This is a genomic window from Rufibacter sediminis (assembly GCF_014269285.1).
GTDB classification, from domain to species: domain Bacteria; phylum Bacteroidota; class Bacteroidia; order Cytophagales; family Hymenobacteraceae; genus Nibribacter; species Nibribacter sediminis.
In genome coordinates, this window is record NZ_JACOAF010000022.1 from 140,244 (window position 1) to 155,907 (window position 15,664).

Below are 15,664 nucleotides of genomic sequence, written 5' to 3' on the forward strand. Positions count from 1 at the left end.
CGTTACCGGCCTGTTTTTCCAAAAGAAGCTTAAAAACGCTATGACTAAAACCGCAAAATCTCAACCTTCACATACTCCCCTCGCCGCCCCCACCATCGGCTTGGTAGAATGGTTCCAGCCTGGTGAGCATGCCCGCGTGGAGAAAGTGCTCGCGGAGCTCAAGGAGTTAGGCGTCACGGAACTGCGCACCGGCATCTCCTGGGCCGACTATTACACCCCCCAAGGCAAGGAGTGGTACAGCTGGCTCATCCCCACGCTGGCCAAGCAAGTGCAGGTACTGCCTTGCTTTCTCTACACGCCGCCCTCTTTGGGCGTAGCTTCTAAAACCTCTTCGCCGCCCCGAGACCTCAAGGCGTACGCCGATTTCCTGGACGTGATCATCACCGACCTGGGCGCGCATTTTGAGTGGGTGGAGCTCTGGAACGAGCCCAACAACAAAGTAGAATATGACTACACCTTAGACCAGAACTGGTTTAAATTCGCGGAGATGGTGGGCGGCGCGGCGCATTGGGCCAAACAACGCGGCAAGAAAACCGTGCTGGGCGGCATGAGCCCCATTGACCCCAACTGGCTGCAACTCATGTTTGACCGCGGCGTGATGCAGTACATTGACGCGGTGGGCATTCACGGGTTCCCCGATGTCTTTGACCAGCAATGGGAAGGCTGGGAAACCAACATCGCCAAAGTGCGCGAGGTACTGAACCGCAACAACTCCAAAGCCGAGCTCTGGATCACCGAAGCCGGTTTCTCTACCTGGCAGCACGACGAGTTCAAGCAGTTCCAGGAGTTCCGTAACGTCTGCAAAGCCCCGGTAAACAAAGTATACTGGTACAGCCTGCACGACCTGGATCAGGACCGCGACACCGTAGGCGGGTTTCACGTGGATGACCGCGAATACTTCTTCGGGCTGAAGCAAACCGATGGCTCTCCCAAGCTTCTTTACAGATTATGGGCCGAAAACGGCTTAGACGGGCTGGACAAGTTCTCCTTCATCCGCCGCAAAACCGATTTCACAGACCAGGAGCGCTACTCCGTGGTAACCGGCGGGGCCGGATTCGTGGGCACCAACTTAGCCAAGCGCCTGCTGGAGCAAGGCAAACGCGTCCTGATTTTCGATAACCTTTCCCGCACCGGGGTAGAGCGCAACCTCCAGTGGCTGCACCAGAACTACGGCGACAAGCTGGAAGTCTACGTAGGAGACATCCGTGATTTGCAAGCCGTAAAACGCGTCATGAGATACGCCAATGAGGTGTACCACTTTGCCGCACAGGTAGCGGTGACCACTTCACTCACTGGACCCATTCAGGACTTTGAAATCAACGCCCGGGGCGTGGTGAACGTGCTGGAAGCCATCCGGGCACAGAAAACTCCTCCTCCATTGGTATTCACGTCTACGAACAAAGTGTACGGCGGCCTGGAGGATCTGCGCTTCATCTCCAATGAAACCCGCTACAACCCGTCAGACAAGAATATCAAGGCCAACGGCATTTCTGAGGCCCGTCCGCTGGACTTCCATAGCCCCTATGGCTGCTCCAAAGGTGCCGCCGATCAGTACGTGGTCGATTACGCCCGTACCTATGGCATCCCGGCCGTGGTGTTTAGGATGAGCTGCATCTACGGCCCGCACCAATACGGCAACGAAGACCAGGGCTGGGTAGCGCACTTCGCCATCCGGGCCATCGAGAACAAAGCCATCAGCATCTACGGCGATGGCAAGCAGGTACGCGACATTCTCTTCGTAGAGGATTTAGTGGACGCTTTCCTGCTGGCCCAAGAGAACATGCAGGACCTGTCTGGTCAGGCTTTCAACATTGGCGGCGGCGTGAAGAACACCACCAGCTTGCTGGAGTTGCTGGATTTGATTGGCACCTACCGCGGCAAGAAAGTGAACCTGAGCTTCGGTGACTGGCGCCCCGGTGATCAACACTATTATGTGTCTGACATCCGCAAGTTCCACGAGGCCACCGGCTGGTACCCTAAAAACAGCGTGCAGGAAGGTGTAGCCAAACTCTATCAATGGCTGTGCGAGACCAGAGGCATTGAGGTCTCTCTCAAGGCGCCCGTAGCTGTTGAACAAGAAACCGATAACGTAGCAGTAGCCTAATACCCTATCATGCAAACCGATCTATTCCAAGAAACCCTTGACACCGCCGCTGCCTCCACCATGGCTGCGGCGGTGATTACCGCTCCTAAACAAGTAGAAATCCAGGAAGTGGCGCTGCCCGAACCAAATGCCACGCAAGTGCGCATTAAGCTGGAAGGCTGCGGACTGTGCGCCTCCAACATTCCCGTGTGGGAAGGCCGCGAGTGGTTCACCTACCCTATCCCGTCGGGGAATCCCGGCCACGAAGGCTGGGGCATCATTGATGCCGTGGGTTCTGAGGTAAAAGACCTGAAAGTAGGCGACCGCGTGGCCGCTCTTTCCTATAATTCCTATGCTGCCTATGACGTAGCTGAGGCCACTTCGGTGGTGAAGTTACCGGAGTCACTGGCGGGCAAACCGTTCCCCGGCGAGCCATTGGGCTGCGCCATGAACATCTTCAAACGTTCCGATATCAAAGCCGGACAGACCGTCGCCATTTTGGGCATCGGGTTTCTGGGGGCTTTGTTGGTACAATTAGCCAAAGAGGCGGGCGCCAGGGTTATTGCCATTTCCCAGCGTCCGTTCTCTTTGGACATCGCGCAGCAGTGCGGTGCCGATGAAATCATCCCGATGGATGACCACTTCAAGATCATCGAGCGCGTGAAAGAACTCACCGGCGAGGTTTTCTGCGACCGCGTGATTGAGTGCACCGGCAAAGAATGGCCTCTGAACCTGTCCGGTGAGTTGTGCCAAGAGCGTGGCAGATTGATCATTGCCGGTTTCCACCAGGACGGCATGCGCCAGGTGAACATCCAGCTCTGGAACTGGCGCGGCCTGGATGTGATCAATGCCCACGAACGTGATCCGCAGATGTACTTAGACGGTATCCAAGAAGCGGTAGAAGCCGTGGAAAGCGGCCGCCTGAAACCCGAGATGCTCTACACCCACACCTTCCCGCTGGAAAACATGGAAGAAGCGTTCGCCGCCTTAACAGACCGACCAGAAGGGTTCATGAAGGCGATTGTGACGATGTAGGATTTGAATGGCACGCATTCCGTCCCCCTTTGAAGGGGGTAGGGGGATGACAAAGCCGCTCAAGTTCTAAGCAAAACCGGCCTCTAGTAATGGCTTAAAAATTGAAATTGGGAAAGTTGCTCAGCACGAGTAAACATCCCCCTCCCCCCCTTCAAAGGGGGACAAACAATAACAAACCAATTTTGGCCCTGTTTTCAGAAAAGCAGGGCCAAAACATGCTTCTACAAAGAAGCTTAACCAAACAGACCCTTTCAACCTATGGCTGAAAATACTTTACTAGAATCAAACAAAGAAGCCGCGGCCCCCACTTCGGCTTCCACAGATACGCTTAAACTCGGTTTCCTGGGCATCGGCTGGATTGGCCGCAACCGCATGGAAGCCATCGCCAACTCCGGCCTGGGCGAAGTCACCGCCGTGGTGGACCCGGTGCCGCAAAACGTAGAAGAAGCCCAGAAAACGGCTCCCAACGCCAAAGTGGGCGACAGCATCAATGATTTATTGACTGAAGAAATAGACGGCGTAGTCATTGCCACCCCTAGCGCTTTCCACGCCGATCAATCCATTCAGGCCTTAGAGAGCGGCAAAGCTGTTTTCTGCCAGAAGCCTTTGGGCCGATTTGCCGAGGAAACCAGACGCGTGGTGGAAGCGGCGCGCAAAGCCGATACGCTGTTGGGCGTAGACCTCTCCTACCGCAGCACCGTGGCCATGCGCAAAGTGTATGATCTGGTGAAATCTGGCGAACTGGGCGACATCTACGGCGTGGAACTGGTGTTCCACAATGCCTATGGCCCTGACAAGCCGTGGTTCTATGACCCGAAGCTTTCCGGCGGCGGCTGCGTGATTGACCTGGGCGTGCACTTAGTGGATTTAGCCCTCTGGACCTTAGATTTCCCCGAGGTGGAAAAGGTGACCAGCAGCCTGTTCACCAAAGGCAAACGCCTGACCTCCGCAGATGATACCGTCGAGGATTACGCCACTGCCAGCATCCAATTGGCAACCGGTCCGCACGTGCAGTTGAGCTGCTCCTGGAACTTGCCCGCCGGGCAGGAAGCCGTCATCAGCGCCACGTTCTACGGCACCAAAGGCGGGGTGGCCTTCAAAAACGTGAACGGCTCTTTCTATGACTTCGTGGCCGAGCGCTTCTGGGGCACCCAAACCGAGACGCTGGTTTCCCCTCCCGATGCCTGGGGCGGACGCGCCGGCGTGGAGTGGGCGCAACGCGTGGCCAACGGCGAGAAGTTCAGCGAAGAAGCCGAGCAGTTTGTGAAAGTAGCAGAAGTACTAGACAGAATTTATGATAGATAAACCGCATCGGCGCGTGCTCATGACCACCGACAGCGTGGGCGGCGTCTGGACGTACAGTCTGGAGCTCATCCGCGCGTTGGCCCCCCATAACGTGCACTTTTACCTGGCCACCATGGGCGCAGCCATCACCCTGCAGCAACGGCAGGAACTGGCGGTCCTCACCAACGTGACCGTCTATGAAAGTGAATACCAACTGGAATGGATGGACAATCCCTGGACCGAGGTAGACCAGGCCGGCGAGTGGCTCCTGGAACTGAACGAACAGCTCAACCCAGACCTCATCCACCTGAACAACTTCTGCCACGGCCATCTGCCCTGGAACAAACCGGTGCTCATGGTCATCCACTCCTGTGTGCAGACCTGGTGGCGCGCCATGAAAGGCGAGAACGCGCCGGCAGACAGACACTATTATTATGAACGCGTCCGCGATGGCCTGCAAGCGGCCGATGTAGTGGTGGCCCCTACCCAGGCCATGCTGGACGAGGCCGAAGCCGTTTACGGGCAGTTTTCCCAAAAACAGGTCATAAACAACGGCCGTGATCCGCATGCCTTCCGCTTCGGGCGCAAAGAGCCGTTCATCTTCAGCATGGGCCGCGTGTGGGACGAAGCCAAGAACATCGCCCTGCTCACCCAGGTAGCCGACAGCGTGGACTGGCCCATTTACATTGCGGGTGATGCCGTGCATCCGGCCACCGGCGACAGCAAGCTGTTCAAGAACGTGCATTTCCTGGGCAAACTCTCCCAGCGCGAAGTAGCCGACTGGCTTTCCCGCGCCTCGTTGTACGTGCTGCCCGCCAAGTATGAGCCCTTCGGGTTGTCTATTCTGGAAGCCGCTTTTTCGGGCTGCGCCCTGGTGCTGGGCAAAATCAATAGCCTCAAAGAAATCTGGGGAACCTCCGCCGAGTACGTAGACACCAACGACGCGGAAGGCTTAGCCACCATTCTCCAGAAGTTCATTGACGATGAATTCCTGCGCAACATCATGGCCTGCCGGGCCGTGAAAAAAGCCCAGGATTACACCACCACGCTCATGGCCCAGGAATATCTGCAAGCCTATGCCACCCTACCCAACCGCGTCAAGGACAGAGCGCCTGATGAGGTGGAGACCTTATAAATTTTCTATCTGGTTCAAGTCTGTGACTTGGACCAGATAGAAAATGTAGGGGCAATCCCTTGTGGTTGCCCTAATGCGGTGCAAACGTGAACGGGCAACCACAAGGGATTGCCCCTACAAACAAAACCAAAATACTAGTACCCAACTACTAGCATCTAACTAAAAACTATGAAACTGGTATTATTCTACCACTCCCTGCTCTCCGACTGGAACCACGGCAACGCCCACTTCCTGCGCGGCATTGTGCAGGAACTCAAGAGCCGCGGCCATGACGTGCAGGTTTACGAACCCAAAGACGGCTGGAGCCTCAGCAACCTCATCTCGCAGTACGGCGAGGAGAAAATTGAGGAGCTGCACCAATACTACCCTGGCCTGGACACCAACTTCTACGAACTGGACACGCTCAACTTAGACGAGGTGCTGGCCGGTGCCGATTTGGTGTTGGTGCACGAATGGAACGACCATGACCTAGTGCGCCTGGTGGGCGAGCATCGCAGCAAAAACAACTACCGCCTGCTGTTCCATGACACCCACCACCGGGCTGTGACCGAGCGCGAGAGCATGGCCGCGTATGACCTCAGCCACTATGATGGCGTGTTGGCCTTCGGGAATGTCATCAAAGAACTGTACCTGAACGAGGGCTGGACCAAGAAAGCCTGGACCTGGCACGAAGCCGCCGATACCCGTATTTTCTATCCGCGCACCGCTACCGAGAAGGAAGGTGATTTGGTCTGGATTGGCAACTGGGGCGACGAGGAACGCACCGCTGAGCTGCACGAATTCCTGCTGAACCCGGTGAAAGAACTCGGCCTGAAAGCCAAAGTCTACGGGGTGCGCTACCCAGACCATGCCATCAAATCTCTGGCCGAAGCTGGCATTGAATACGGTGAGTGGCTGCCCAACTACAAAGCGCCTGAGGTGTTCGCCAAATACAAAGTGACGGTACACGTGCCGCGCCGTCCGTACGTAGAGGCATTACCGGGTATTCCTACCATCCGTCCGTTTGAGGCGCTGGCCTGCGGTATTCCGCTCATCACCGCGCCCTGGGAAGATGCCGAAAACCTGTTCACGCCGGGTGAAGATTTCCTGGTAGCCAGAAACGGCGAAGAAATGAAAAAACACCTCCAAAGCGTGTTGCAAGACACTCGGCGCACCCAAGACATGGTGGCCGATGGCCTGCGCACCATCAACCGCCGACACTCTTGCTCCCACCGCGTGAACGAGCTGGAGGAAATCTGCGAAGAACTGGGCATCGCGCCCGAAAAAATCTATCCATCCTCAAAATCTCCTGTGACCCATGCAGAATAAAAAGCTCAACATCGCCTTCTTCGGCTCAAGTTTAGTATCAGCGTACTGGAACGGTGCCGCCACCTACTACCGCGGCATCGTGCGGGCCTTGCATGACCGCGGCCACCAGGTGACCTTCTATGAACCCGATGCCTACCAACGTCAGGAAAACCGCGACATTCCGGACGCCGAGTACGCCAAAGTAGTGGTGTATCCGGCCACCGAGGAAGCCGTGTACCAGATGCTGGAAGACGCGGCCTCGGCCGATGTGGTAGTAAAAGCCAGCGGCGTGGGCGTTTTTGACGAGCTGCTGGAAGCCGAAGTACTGAAACTACAAAGCCAGAATTGCCTCGTGATTTTCTGGGACGTAGACGCGCCCGCCACCCTGGACCGGGTAGAAAATGACCCCGCCGATCCGTTTAGAGCCCACGTTCCGCAATATGACTTGATTCTGACCTACGGCGGCGGCGACCCGGTCATCAACGCGTACGCCAAATTGGGCGCCAAAAAATGCGTGCCCATCTACAACGCGCTGGACACCGCCACCCACTATCCGGTGGAGCCGGAAGAGCGTTTCGCCTGTGACTTGGCTTTCCTGGGCAACCGCCTACCAGACCGCGAGGCACGCGTAGAGCAGTTCTTCCTGGACGTAGCCGCCAAATTACCCGAGCAGCAGTTCATCATTGGCGGCAGCGGTTGGGGCGATAAACCCATGTCTGCGAACGTGAACTACATCGGGCACGTGTACACCAAGGAGCACAACGCCTTCAACTGCACGCCTAAAGCGGTGTTGAACATTAGCCGCGAGAGCATGGCCCGCTACGGATTTTCCCCAGCTACCCGCGTGTTTGAAGCCGCCGGCGCCGGCGCCTGCATCATCACCGATTACTGGGAAGGCATCGACTTCTTCTTCGAGCCGGAGACTGAAATCTTAGTAGCCAAAGACGGTGCCGAAGTGGCCGAGCAGTTACAGAACCTGACTCCGGAACGTGCCAAAGCCATCGGCGAAGCCGCGTACCAGAAAGTACTGGCCCAGCACACCTATGGCCACCGTGCCGATGAACTAGAGCAGCTGCTCCTGACCACCCCACGCACCACTACGGCCGCCCCTTCCTCGGCAGACGCTTTGGTGTCTTAATGGATTTCCGTTCTGGGGCTGTTTTTCAGAAAATAGCCCTAAAACGGAACATGTCTGAGCCGCTGGCGCGAGCGTCCCGCTCGTGTCCGCACGCATTCCAGAAAAAAACAGTTGCACACACTCCTGTCATCTTGGAAAGATCTTACGGGCGAACTAGAAAAGCCTTGAATATATGTTACTACCGCTCGCTCACAAGATCCTTTCAGGATGACAAAAAGAGGGACCTACCATACGTGCGGACACGAGCCGGAGGCTCGCGCCAGCGAAAAAGTCTTGATACCTGATACTTGTGTCTAAAAATATGAGTCAAAAATCCTTGAACATCGTCATCCTGGGTTTGTCTATTACCTCCAGCTGGGGCAATGGGCACGCCACCACGTTTAGAGGTTTGGTGCGCGAGTTGCGCAACCGGGGCCACCACATCCTGTTCCTGGAGCGCGACGTGCCGTGGTATGCCTCTAACCGTGACTTACCTAATCCGGAGTACTGCCAAACCGAGCTGTACCAATCTCTGGAGGATTTACAGGCCCGTTTCACCGAACAGGTGCAAAACGCGGATTTCGTGCTGGTGGGCTCCTACGTGCCCGAGGGCGTGGCCGTGGGCGAATGGGCCATCCAGACGGCACATGGCGTGACCGGCTTCTATGACATCGACACGCCGGTGACCCTGGCGAAACTGGCCCGCGAGGACTACGAGTACCTACACCCGCGCCTCATCCCGCAGTATGATATGTACTTATCGTTCACCGGTGGCCCTACGCTGGAGAAACTGGAGAAAGAGTTCGGGTCGCCTATGGCGCGACCGCTGTACTGCTCGTTTGACCCAGAGCTGTACTTCCCCGAGCCCGGCGAAGAGAAAGTGTGGGACCTAGGCTACCTGGGCACTTACTCCGATGACCGTCAGCCGCCGCTGGAGAAATTGATGCTGGATGCCGCCCGCGAGTGGCCGCTGGGCAGCTTTGTGGTGGCCGGTCCGCAGTACCCCGAGACCATTCAGTGGCCGGAGAACTGTGAGTACGTCCACCACCTGCCACCCGCCGAGCACCGGAAATTCTACAACCAGCAGCGCTTCACCCAGAACATCACCCGCGCCGACATGATTAAAGCCGGCTACTCGCCCAGCGTGCGCCTCTTCGAAGCCGCCGCCTGCGGTACGCCCATCATCTCCGATTACTGGGACGGGCTAGAGGAACTGTTTGAATTCAACAAAGAGATTCTGGTCTCCTACTCCGCCGAAGACACCCTGAATTTCCTGATTGACTTACCCGAAGCCGAACGCCTGGCCATTGGCGAACGCGCCCGTCAGAAAGTACTGGCCCACCACACCGCCGCCCACCGCGCCCAGGAACTGGAAAGCTACGTTCTGGAAGTCCTGCGTTATGAGTCCAGAGTTATGAGTGGGGAAGAAGAAATAAAGTTGGGAAATTAGATTTTACTTCCATTCACGTGAATGTCGTTTTCGGCCTGTTTTGAGAAAAGCAGGCCGAAAATGGTTTAAGAGAAGCACATCAATAAACAGGTGAAAAGTTTTTCTTGTATACACACTTATCTTATTCCTAACTAAGCTTTACCTAACTCAATTCTGTGGTAAACAGCAAAACATAAAATCAATTAATCAAACTAAGGCTTATGAGATATATGATATTGCTGCTTTTAGCTACAACAACCGTGTATTCATGCAATCATAAACAAGATGAAAAAGCCACAGCTATCAATGCAGAACAAAAACAAATTGTTCTTGCAGCAACTGATTCTACCAAGAATATGCTCAAAAGTGACTCCTTAGATACCAAGAGCAGCTTGAGTTCAAATTCGAGCAAAGATTTGAAACTAATCCCAAAATTTGAAGTGGAAGTAAGATTAAGCGAGGCAGCCGAGACCAAACTCAAAAGTGAAAATGAAACTATAATTGTAGGTGCTGACTTCGCTGGAATTCCTAAAGATAAATCCTCAGACTACTATCGTCATCTTGGCTGGATTGAGGTTGCAAATGCAAAGATGGAACTCCGAACCTCTAGAACGGCTGTATTTAAGAATTTAACTTACCCTAAAGCAATTTTTGATTCTATATCTGAAAAAGACTTTAGAGTAGACATCTATGTTGTTAGCGGAAGAAGATCCAGTCAAAACAATATCTTAGATACTGACTTTATCAGTACGAGGATAAGTAAAGTCGGAGGTAAAAAAATTATTGTTACAGGAAAATTGATAGCAGAAATGGATTCTTTAGAAAGTGTAATTAATTAGGTCTTGTTGTAAATTAATGCATAATTCATAATAAAAAACTAACCACGGGACATGATCCACCGAATTCCTAAACTTCTAACCTTGCTTCTGCTCGCCTTGTTTTTGGCCCCCATAGCCAATGCTCAAACCAAGAAAGCAGCTACCACTTCAGCCAACCAGGTAAAAACCGCCAACGGAACGCTGGAAGGCACCTTGGAGAAAAGCGGCATCCGGTCGTTTAAGGGGGTGCCGTTTGCTGCGCCGCCGGTGGGGGATTTGCGCTGGCGGGAGCCGCAGCCGGTGAAGAACTGGCAGGGCGTGCGCCAGGCGACGCAATTCGGGCCGAGGGCCATGCAGTTGCCGGTGTACGGAGACATGAATTTCCGGAGCAATGGCGTGAGCGAAGACTGTCTGTACCTGAATGTCTGGACGCCGGCCAAAACTGGAAAAGAAAAGTTGCCGGTGCTGGTGTACTTCTATGGCGGCGGTTTTATTGCCGGCGATGGGTCAGAACCGCGCTATGATGGAGAGAGCATGGCTACCAAAGGCATGGTGGCCATTACCGTGAACTACCGTTTGGGCGTGTTCGGGTTCTTCGCGCATCCTGAGCTGAGTCAGGCCTCTCCGTATAAGGGTTCGGGTAACTACGGATTCCTGGACCAGGCGGCGGCTTTGCGCTGGGTGAAAGAGAACATCGCCGCGTTTGGCGGTGATCCTAACCGGGTGACCATTGCCGGCGAATCGGCGGGTTCCATGTCCGTGAGTGCGCAGATGGCGTCTCCGCTCTCCAGAAACCTCATTGCGGGGGCCATTGGCGAAAGCGGGGCTTTGGTGAATACTAGTTTCGGGCCTATTCCGCTGGCCGAGGGAGAGCAGAACGGCGTAAAATTCGCCACCAGCATTGGCGCCACTTCTCTGGCGCAACTGCGCGCCATGGATGCGCAACAGCTGCTGAACGAAGCCGGAAAACCCGGAGTAGCTCGGTTCCCCCCTACCATCGACGGCTACTTCTTCCCCAAAACTCCCGCCGCCATTTTCGCGGCCGGTGAGCAGGCGAAGGTTCCGTTACTGGCCGGTTGGAACTCGCAAGAAATGGGCTACCAGGCCTTATTGGGCAAGGAAGCTCCTACCGTGGAGAACTTCACCAAGGCCGTGCAGCGGTTGTATGGCGAGCAAGCCGGGGAAATCCTGAAGCAATATGCTGTCACCACCGATGAAGAAGCGATGCAAGCCGCCACTGATCTGGCCGGAGATCGGTTTATTGCCTATAGCACCTGGAAATGGATGGATCTGCACGCCAAAACCAGCGGAAAACCCGTGTACCGCTACCTGTACTCCCGCCCTCGGCCCGAGATGGTGCCGGAGATGGGCAATGCCACGCCGGGGCTGGCCGGCGGGGTCATCAAAGACAGCAACGCGCCCAAAGCTCCGCCCGCCCGCGGCGCGTCCCATTCCGCCGAAATCGAATACGCCATGGGTAACCTGTCCACGAACAAAGTCTACGCCTGGAGTCCCGATGACTACAAAGTCTCCAAAACTATGCAGGACTACTTCGCCAACTTCATCAAAACCGGCAACCCCAACGGGGCCAACTTGCCCAAATGGTCCGTGGTAACCAGCGGCAATGCCGCTCCATACATGAACATAGACGTGAACACCCGCTTGGAGACCGAGAAACACCGCGGCCGCTATTTACTTCTGGACCAACTCTCGTCTAAGAAGTAAGACCGTTCCTTAGCCGCAGCAAGCCCACCAAAGGGAAATCAGTTGTTTTCCTTTGGTGGGCTTCTTCATGTTTCCCATATTCAGAGATTCTTTCCTACCTTCCCTTTTTCACCTGTTTTCCTTAAAACGCACCTAAAACAGCATCTGCATGAAGATCAACGTCACTCTGGGGCTTATCGCCTGCCTTACCCTCTGCTTTGGTTTGTCTTCCTTCCTGGGCAAGAAAGAATGGACTCCCCTGCTGGACAAGAACCTGTCACATTGGGAAACTTACCTAAGCTATCGGCATAAAATAGGGTACAACGGCAAAGTGCCGGTAGATGCGCAGGGGAAAGAGATCGCGCCCATCGGGTACAACCAAAAGGGCCAGACGGTCTTCACGTACATGGAGGAGAAAGGCGAGCCCATGCTGAAAGTAAGCGGCGAGGTGTACGGCTGCGTCTATACCAAGCAGGAGTACGAGAATTACCACCTCAAGCTGAAATATAAGTGGGGCCAGAACAAGTTTGATCCGCGCAAAGACCTGCTCAAAGACTCGGGCGTGCTGTATCATTCCGTGGGCGAAAGCGGGAAAGATTACTGGCGGGCCTGGATGCTCTCGCAGGAATTTCAAATCATGGAAGGCCACACCGGCGACTACTGGAGCATCGCCAACTCGGCTATCGATATTAAAGCGTTTCTTCCCGAGGGCATGATGAACGCCGTAGCCGATGCCAAACAACCGTTCCTTTCTTTCGGACGGGGCTCGGGGAGAGACGGCCTGTGCCTCCGCAGCGAAAACCGCGAAAGTAAAAACAACGACTGGACGGAGATTGAGCTGATCTGTTTCCAGGGCAAAAGCCTGCACATTGTGAACGGCCAGGTGGTGATGGTGCTGCAAAACTCCCGCTACGTGGAAAACGACAAAGCCACCCCGCTCACCAAAGGCAAAATCCAGATCCAGAGCGAAGCCGCCGAAGTCTACTACAAAGACATCCTGATCAAAGAACTAGACGCCATGCCGAAGGAATACGCCGCGTATTTCTAAGCGTAGGGGCAATCCCTTGTGGTTGCCCTTCTCGTGCATGACAGCGTGCATGATAATTTAACGGTGAAAGGGCAACCACAAGGGATTGCCCCTACATGTTCAAATCAGAAACTGAAATGGCCTATAATCATCTGCTGCACCATCGTAGGTCTATCCGGCTGCACGGCTATGATTATGCGCAGGCTGGTCTGTATTTCATTACCCTCTGCGTGCAGGACAAGGCGTATCTGTTTGGCGAAATTTCAGATTCTGCAATGATTTTGAACGAAGCTGGTAAAATGGTGGAACAACAATGGCTTACCCTGCCGCAACGATTCCCTACGGTTGCCTTGCATCCCTACGTGATCATGCCCAATCATTTTCATGGCATTATTGAAAATGTAGGGGCAACCCTTGTGGTTGCCCAAAATGCAAAAGATGCAGTAACCACGTTAGAACAAGCGAATGACGGGAACCTCGGGCAAGGGCAACCACAAGGGATTGCCCCTACCATCAGCTCTATCATCAGTGCCTTCAAATCCATCACTACTGTGGAGTACATTCGAGGAGTGAAAGCAAAAAGTTGGATTGCTTTCAACAATAGACTATGGCAGCGGAATTACTGGGAGCATATTATCAGGGATGAGAAAGAGTATGCTTCTATCTGTGAGTACATCCAGGACAATCCTCTGAATTGGGAGACTGATAAGCTAAAATAACAAACAAAAACCCCGTCTGCTTTGGGGCCGTTTTTCAGAAAACGGCCCCAAAGCAGACGGGGTTTTACAACTAGAAACCAGACTACTTCTTCGCGGAAGCGGTCGCTTTCAGGTGCTTGGCGGCTTCCAGGAAGGTGGTGATCCAGATGTCTTTTTCGTTTTTCTTGAGGTACTGCAGCAGTTTCCGGTGCGCCTCCAGCGAGACGTTCAGCGAGTGCTCGCCGCCTACCCCGTGGAACAGGAACACGATCATGCTGTTGGTTTCCTGGGCCTTTTTCACCATCGCTATCAGTTCCTCGCCGGTTTGTCCATTGATCATGAAGGAACCCACGTTGTACACGTCGGTCTGGGTTTTGGGTACGTAGACACCTTGCACACCGCGGGCTGCCACTAGGTCTCCCTTCAGGTTATTTATAAAATTAACGCCGGCTACTTGGGTATCGCCGCAGGGGTAGGCAAAGGTGTGTTCCTTCTTCCCATCTACGGCTTCCAGGGCGGCGTTCGTCATTTTGATTTCGTCGGTGATGCGGCGAACGGTGTAGGTGGCCAGATCATAGTCTGGGATCACGAAGCTACGGCCGGGCTGGCTTCCGTTACAGGGGTGGAAAAGGGAATGGTTGGCGAGTTCGTGGTGGTTGGCGGCCGCCTTCCGCCACTCGGGCAAGCGCTTAGTGAACGCCGGAGAGGAGGCGATGAGGTAAAATGTACCCTTCAGTTTCAGCGAGTCCAGGGCCGGGATTACTTGGTCCAGGTGCGTATTGAGGGCATCGTCATAGGTCAAGACCACGGCGCATTTTTTCTTATTCCAGTCCTGCGCAAATGCAGAAACGCTCATGAGGCAGAGCAGGTAAGTCAGGGTTCTTTTTAAACTCATTTTGTTTGGTGAGAAGGAAGTGAAGGACGAGACACACGCCCGTGTATGAAGTTACAGGAACTCCGTTACAAGTGACACATTTTAGGCCAGATTTTCTGAAAACAGGTTCAAAACAGGCAAAAAACTCTGGTTCAGGCAGTTTTCCGATCCCGCCCACGTCAGACGCCGAGGCCATTTCCGTTCCCCGCATAAACATATAACTTTTACTATCCTGTTTTCCGTAAAAGCGGTTGAATTCATTCTCTAACGCAAACACCCCCTATGGATCTAACACAGGAAATAGCCCAACTAGGCCCCTGGTTTCATAACCTGCACCTCCCCGACGGCACCCAGACTGCCCCTAACCATAGCTTAGGCGATTTCCCGGCCTTTAAATGGGAACACATCAAAGACTACATCCCGCAGGATTTAACCGGCTGGCGCGTGCTGGACGTGGGCTGCAACGCGGGCTTCTACACCATGGAACTGGCCAAACGCGGCGCCTCGGTGCTGGGCATTGACGTAGACCCGCATTACCTGCGCCAAGCTGCGTGGGTGGCCCAGAAGTTTGGCCTTGATGACAAGGTGGAGTTCCGGCAGATGCAGGTCTACGACGTAGCGCGCCTGGAAGAGAAATTCGACCTCATCTGGTACATGGGCGTGATGTACCACCTGCGCTACCCGCTGCTGTCTTTGGACATCCTGTCGCAGAAAACCACCCGCCTCATGGTGTTCCAGACGTTGACCATGCCGGGCGAGGAAGTGGCCGAAATCCCCAATGATATTGAGTTCAACGAGCGCGAGGTGATGCTGGAGGAAGGCTACCCCAAGATGGCGTTCATCGAGAACAAACTGGCCGGCGATGTGACCAACTGGTGGGCCCCCAACCACGCCTGCATTGAGGCCATGCTGCGTTCCTGCGGCCTGAAAGTGACCCAGAAGCCAGACCACGAGATCTACGTCTGCGAGCCAGACCCCAGAAACCAGAACAGCACCCACACCTGGAACAGCTCAGAGCTGCTCTCGGCTACCGGCCAGGCCTGGCAAGAAGCCGTGGCCGCCAAAGTAGAAGGCAAAAACCGAACGCTCACACGCTAAGCGCACCAAATAACGGATGCTCGTTTTTAGCCGATTTTCTTGAAATAAGGCTAAAAACGAGCATCTTTGCTTTTA

Annotated in this window: 13 protein-coding genes; 12 read left to right on the forward strand and 1 reads right to left on the reverse strand. The window is 54.5% G+C overall.

Annotated elements, in window-relative coordinates; translation table 11 throughout:
- The first annotated feature begins 40 nt into the window (after positions 1-40).
- The 11 genes from H7U12_RS09775 to H7U12_RS09825 all read left to right on the forward strand — a co-directional run bounded on the left by H7U12_RS09775 (position 41) and on the right by H7U12_RS09825 (position 13,638).
- Positions 41-2,104, forward strand: a complete 2,064-nt coding sequence (locus H7U12_RS09775; protein WP_186636731.1) for an SDR family NAD(P)-dependent oxidoreductase — start codon at positions 41-43, stop codon at positions 2,102-2,104.
- 9 nt (positions 2,105-2,113) lie between these two features.
- Positions 2,114-3,118, forward strand: a complete 1,005-nt coding sequence (locus H7U12_RS09780; protein ID WP_206683906.1) for an MDR/zinc-dependent alcohol dehydrogenase-like family protein — start codon at positions 2,114-2,116, stop codon at positions 3,116-3,118.
- A gap of 258 nt (positions 3,119-3,376) precedes the next feature.
- Positions 3,377-4,423, forward strand: a complete 1,047-nt coding sequence (locus tag H7U12_RS09785; RefSeq protein WP_186636734.1) for a Gfo/Idh/MocA family protein — start codon at positions 3,377-3,379, stop codon at positions 4,421-4,423.
- Positions 4,413-5,537, forward strand: a complete 1,125-nt coding sequence (locus H7U12_RS09790) for a glycosyltransferase (protein WP_241749278.1) — start codon at positions 4,413-4,415, stop codon at positions 5,535-5,537. The genes H7U12_RS09785 and H7U12_RS09790 overlap by 11 nt, the downstream gene beginning before the upstream one ends.
- Before the next feature lie 168 nt (positions 5,538-5,705).
- The gene (locus H7U12_RS09795; protein WP_186636737.1) at positions 5,706-6,845 is read left to right on the forward strand and encodes a CgeB family protein; all 1,140 of its coding nucleotides are present in this window, start codon (positions 5,706-5,708) and stop codon (positions 6,843-6,845) included.
- Complete coding sequence (locus H7U12_RS09800; RefSeq protein ID WP_186636740.1) at positions 6,835-7,962, forward strand: CgeB family protein; 1,128 nt, start codon at positions 6,835-6,837, stop codon at positions 7,960-7,962. Before H7U12_RS09795 ends, H7U12_RS09800 begins: the two co-directional genes overlap by 11 nt.
- A gap of 301 nt (positions 7,963-8,263) precedes the next feature.
- A complete protein-coding gene (locus tag H7U12_RS09805) occupies positions 8,264-9,391 on the forward strand; it encodes a CgeB family protein (RefSeq protein ID WP_186636743.1) in 1,128 nt (375 codons plus the stop codon).
- A 200-nt stretch (positions 9,392-9,591) separates the two neighbouring features.
- A complete protein-coding gene (locus H7U12_RS09810; RefSeq protein ID WP_186636747.1) occupies positions 9,592-10,209 on the forward strand; it encodes a hypothetical protein in 618 nt (205 codons plus the stop codon).
- 51 nt (positions 10,210-10,260) lie between these two features.
- Complete coding sequence (locus H7U12_RS09815) at positions 10,261-11,913, forward strand: carboxylesterase/lipase family protein (RefSeq protein WP_186636749.1); 1,653 nt, start codon at positions 10,261-10,263, stop codon at positions 11,911-11,913.
- Between the two features lie 148 nt (positions 11,914-12,061).
- Positions 12,062-12,940, forward strand: coding sequence for a 3-keto-disaccharide hydrolase (locus H7U12_RS09820; protein ID WP_186636751.1), 879 nt, complete (start codon positions 12,062-12,064; stop codon positions 12,938-12,940).
- Between the two features lie 95 nt (positions 12,941-13,035).
- Positions 13,036-13,638: a transposase gene (locus H7U12_RS09825; RefSeq protein WP_241749280.1), complete on the forward strand. Its 603-nt coding sequence runs from the start codon at positions 13,036-13,038 to the stop codon at positions 13,636-13,638.
- A gap of 82 nt (positions 13,639-13,720) precedes the next feature.
- Here H7U12_RS09825 and H7U12_RS09830 read toward each other — a convergent pair whose 3' ends face one another.
- The gene (locus H7U12_RS09830) at positions 13,721-14,512 is read right to left on the reverse strand and encodes a polysaccharide deacetylase family protein (RefSeq protein ID WP_186636753.1); all 792 of its coding nucleotides are present in this window, start codon (positions 14,510-14,512) and stop codon (positions 13,721-13,723) included.
- 261 nt (positions 14,513-14,773) lie between these two features.
- Between H7U12_RS09830 and H7U12_RS09835 the strand changes: the two genes are divergently transcribed.
- Positions 14,774-15,589 carry a TIGR04290 family methyltransferase gene (locus tag H7U12_RS09835; protein WP_186636756.1) on the forward strand — a complete coding sequence of 272 codons (816 nt, stop codon included), beginning with the start codon at positions 14,774-14,776 and terminating at the stop codon, positions 15,587-15,589.
- Positions 15,590-15,664: the final 75 nt, after the last annotated feature.

What these genes read in the sequence shown, in the direction of transcription:
- H7U12_RS09810 (WP_186636747.1), top strand. Translation starts at nt 9,592, where the DNA reads ATGAGATATATGATATTGCTGCTTTTAGCTACAACAACCGTGTATTCA.
- H7U12_RS09780 (WP_206683906.1), top strand. Translation starts at nt 2,114, where the DNA reads ATGCAAACCGATCTATTCCAAGAAACCCTTGACACCGCCGCTGCCTCC.
- H7U12_RS09825 (WP_241749280.1), top strand. Translation starts at nt 13,036, where the DNA reads ATGTTCAAATCAGAAACTGAAATGGCCTATAATCATCTGCTGCACCAT.
- H7U12_RS09815 (WP_186636749.1), top strand. Translation starts at nt 10,261, where the DNA reads ATGATCCACCGAATTCCTAAACTTCTAACCTTGCTTCTGCTCGCCTTG.
- H7U12_RS09785 (WP_186636734.1), top strand. Translation starts at nt 3,377, where the DNA reads ATGGCTGAAAATACTTTACTAGAATCAAACAAAGAAGCCGCGGCCCCC.
- H7U12_RS09795 (WP_186636737.1), top strand. Translation starts at nt 5,706, where the DNA reads ATGAAACTGGTATTATTCTACCACTCCCTGCTCTCCGACTGGAACCAC.
- H7U12_RS09775 (WP_186636731.1), top strand. Translation starts at nt 41, where the DNA reads ATGACTAAAACCGCAAAATCTCAACCTTCACATACTCCCCTCGCCGCC.
- H7U12_RS09800 (WP_186636740.1), top strand. Translation starts at nt 6,835, where the DNA reads ATGCAGAATAAAAAGCTCAACATCGCCTTCTTCGGCTCAAGTTTAGTA.
- H7U12_RS09830 (WP_186636753.1), bottom strand. Translation starts at nt 14,512, where the DNA reads ATGAGTTTAAAAAGAACCCTGACTTACCTGCTCTGCCTCATGAGCGTT.
- H7U12_RS09805 (WP_186636743.1), top strand. Translation starts at nt 8,264, where the DNA reads ATGAGTCAAAAATCCTTGAACATCGTCATCCTGGGTTTGTCTATTACC.
- H7U12_RS09820 (WP_186636751.1), top strand. Translation starts at nt 12,062, where the DNA reads ATGAAGATCAACGTCACTCTGGGGCTTATCGCCTGCCTTACCCTCTGC.
- H7U12_RS09835 (WP_186636756.1), top strand. Translation starts at nt 14,774, where the DNA reads ATGGATCTAACACAGGAAATAGCCCAACTAGGCCCCTGGTTTCATAAC.
- H7U12_RS09790 (WP_241749278.1), top strand. Translation starts at nt 4,413, where the DNA reads ATGATAGATAAACCGCATCGGCGCGTGCTCATGACCACCGACAGCGTG.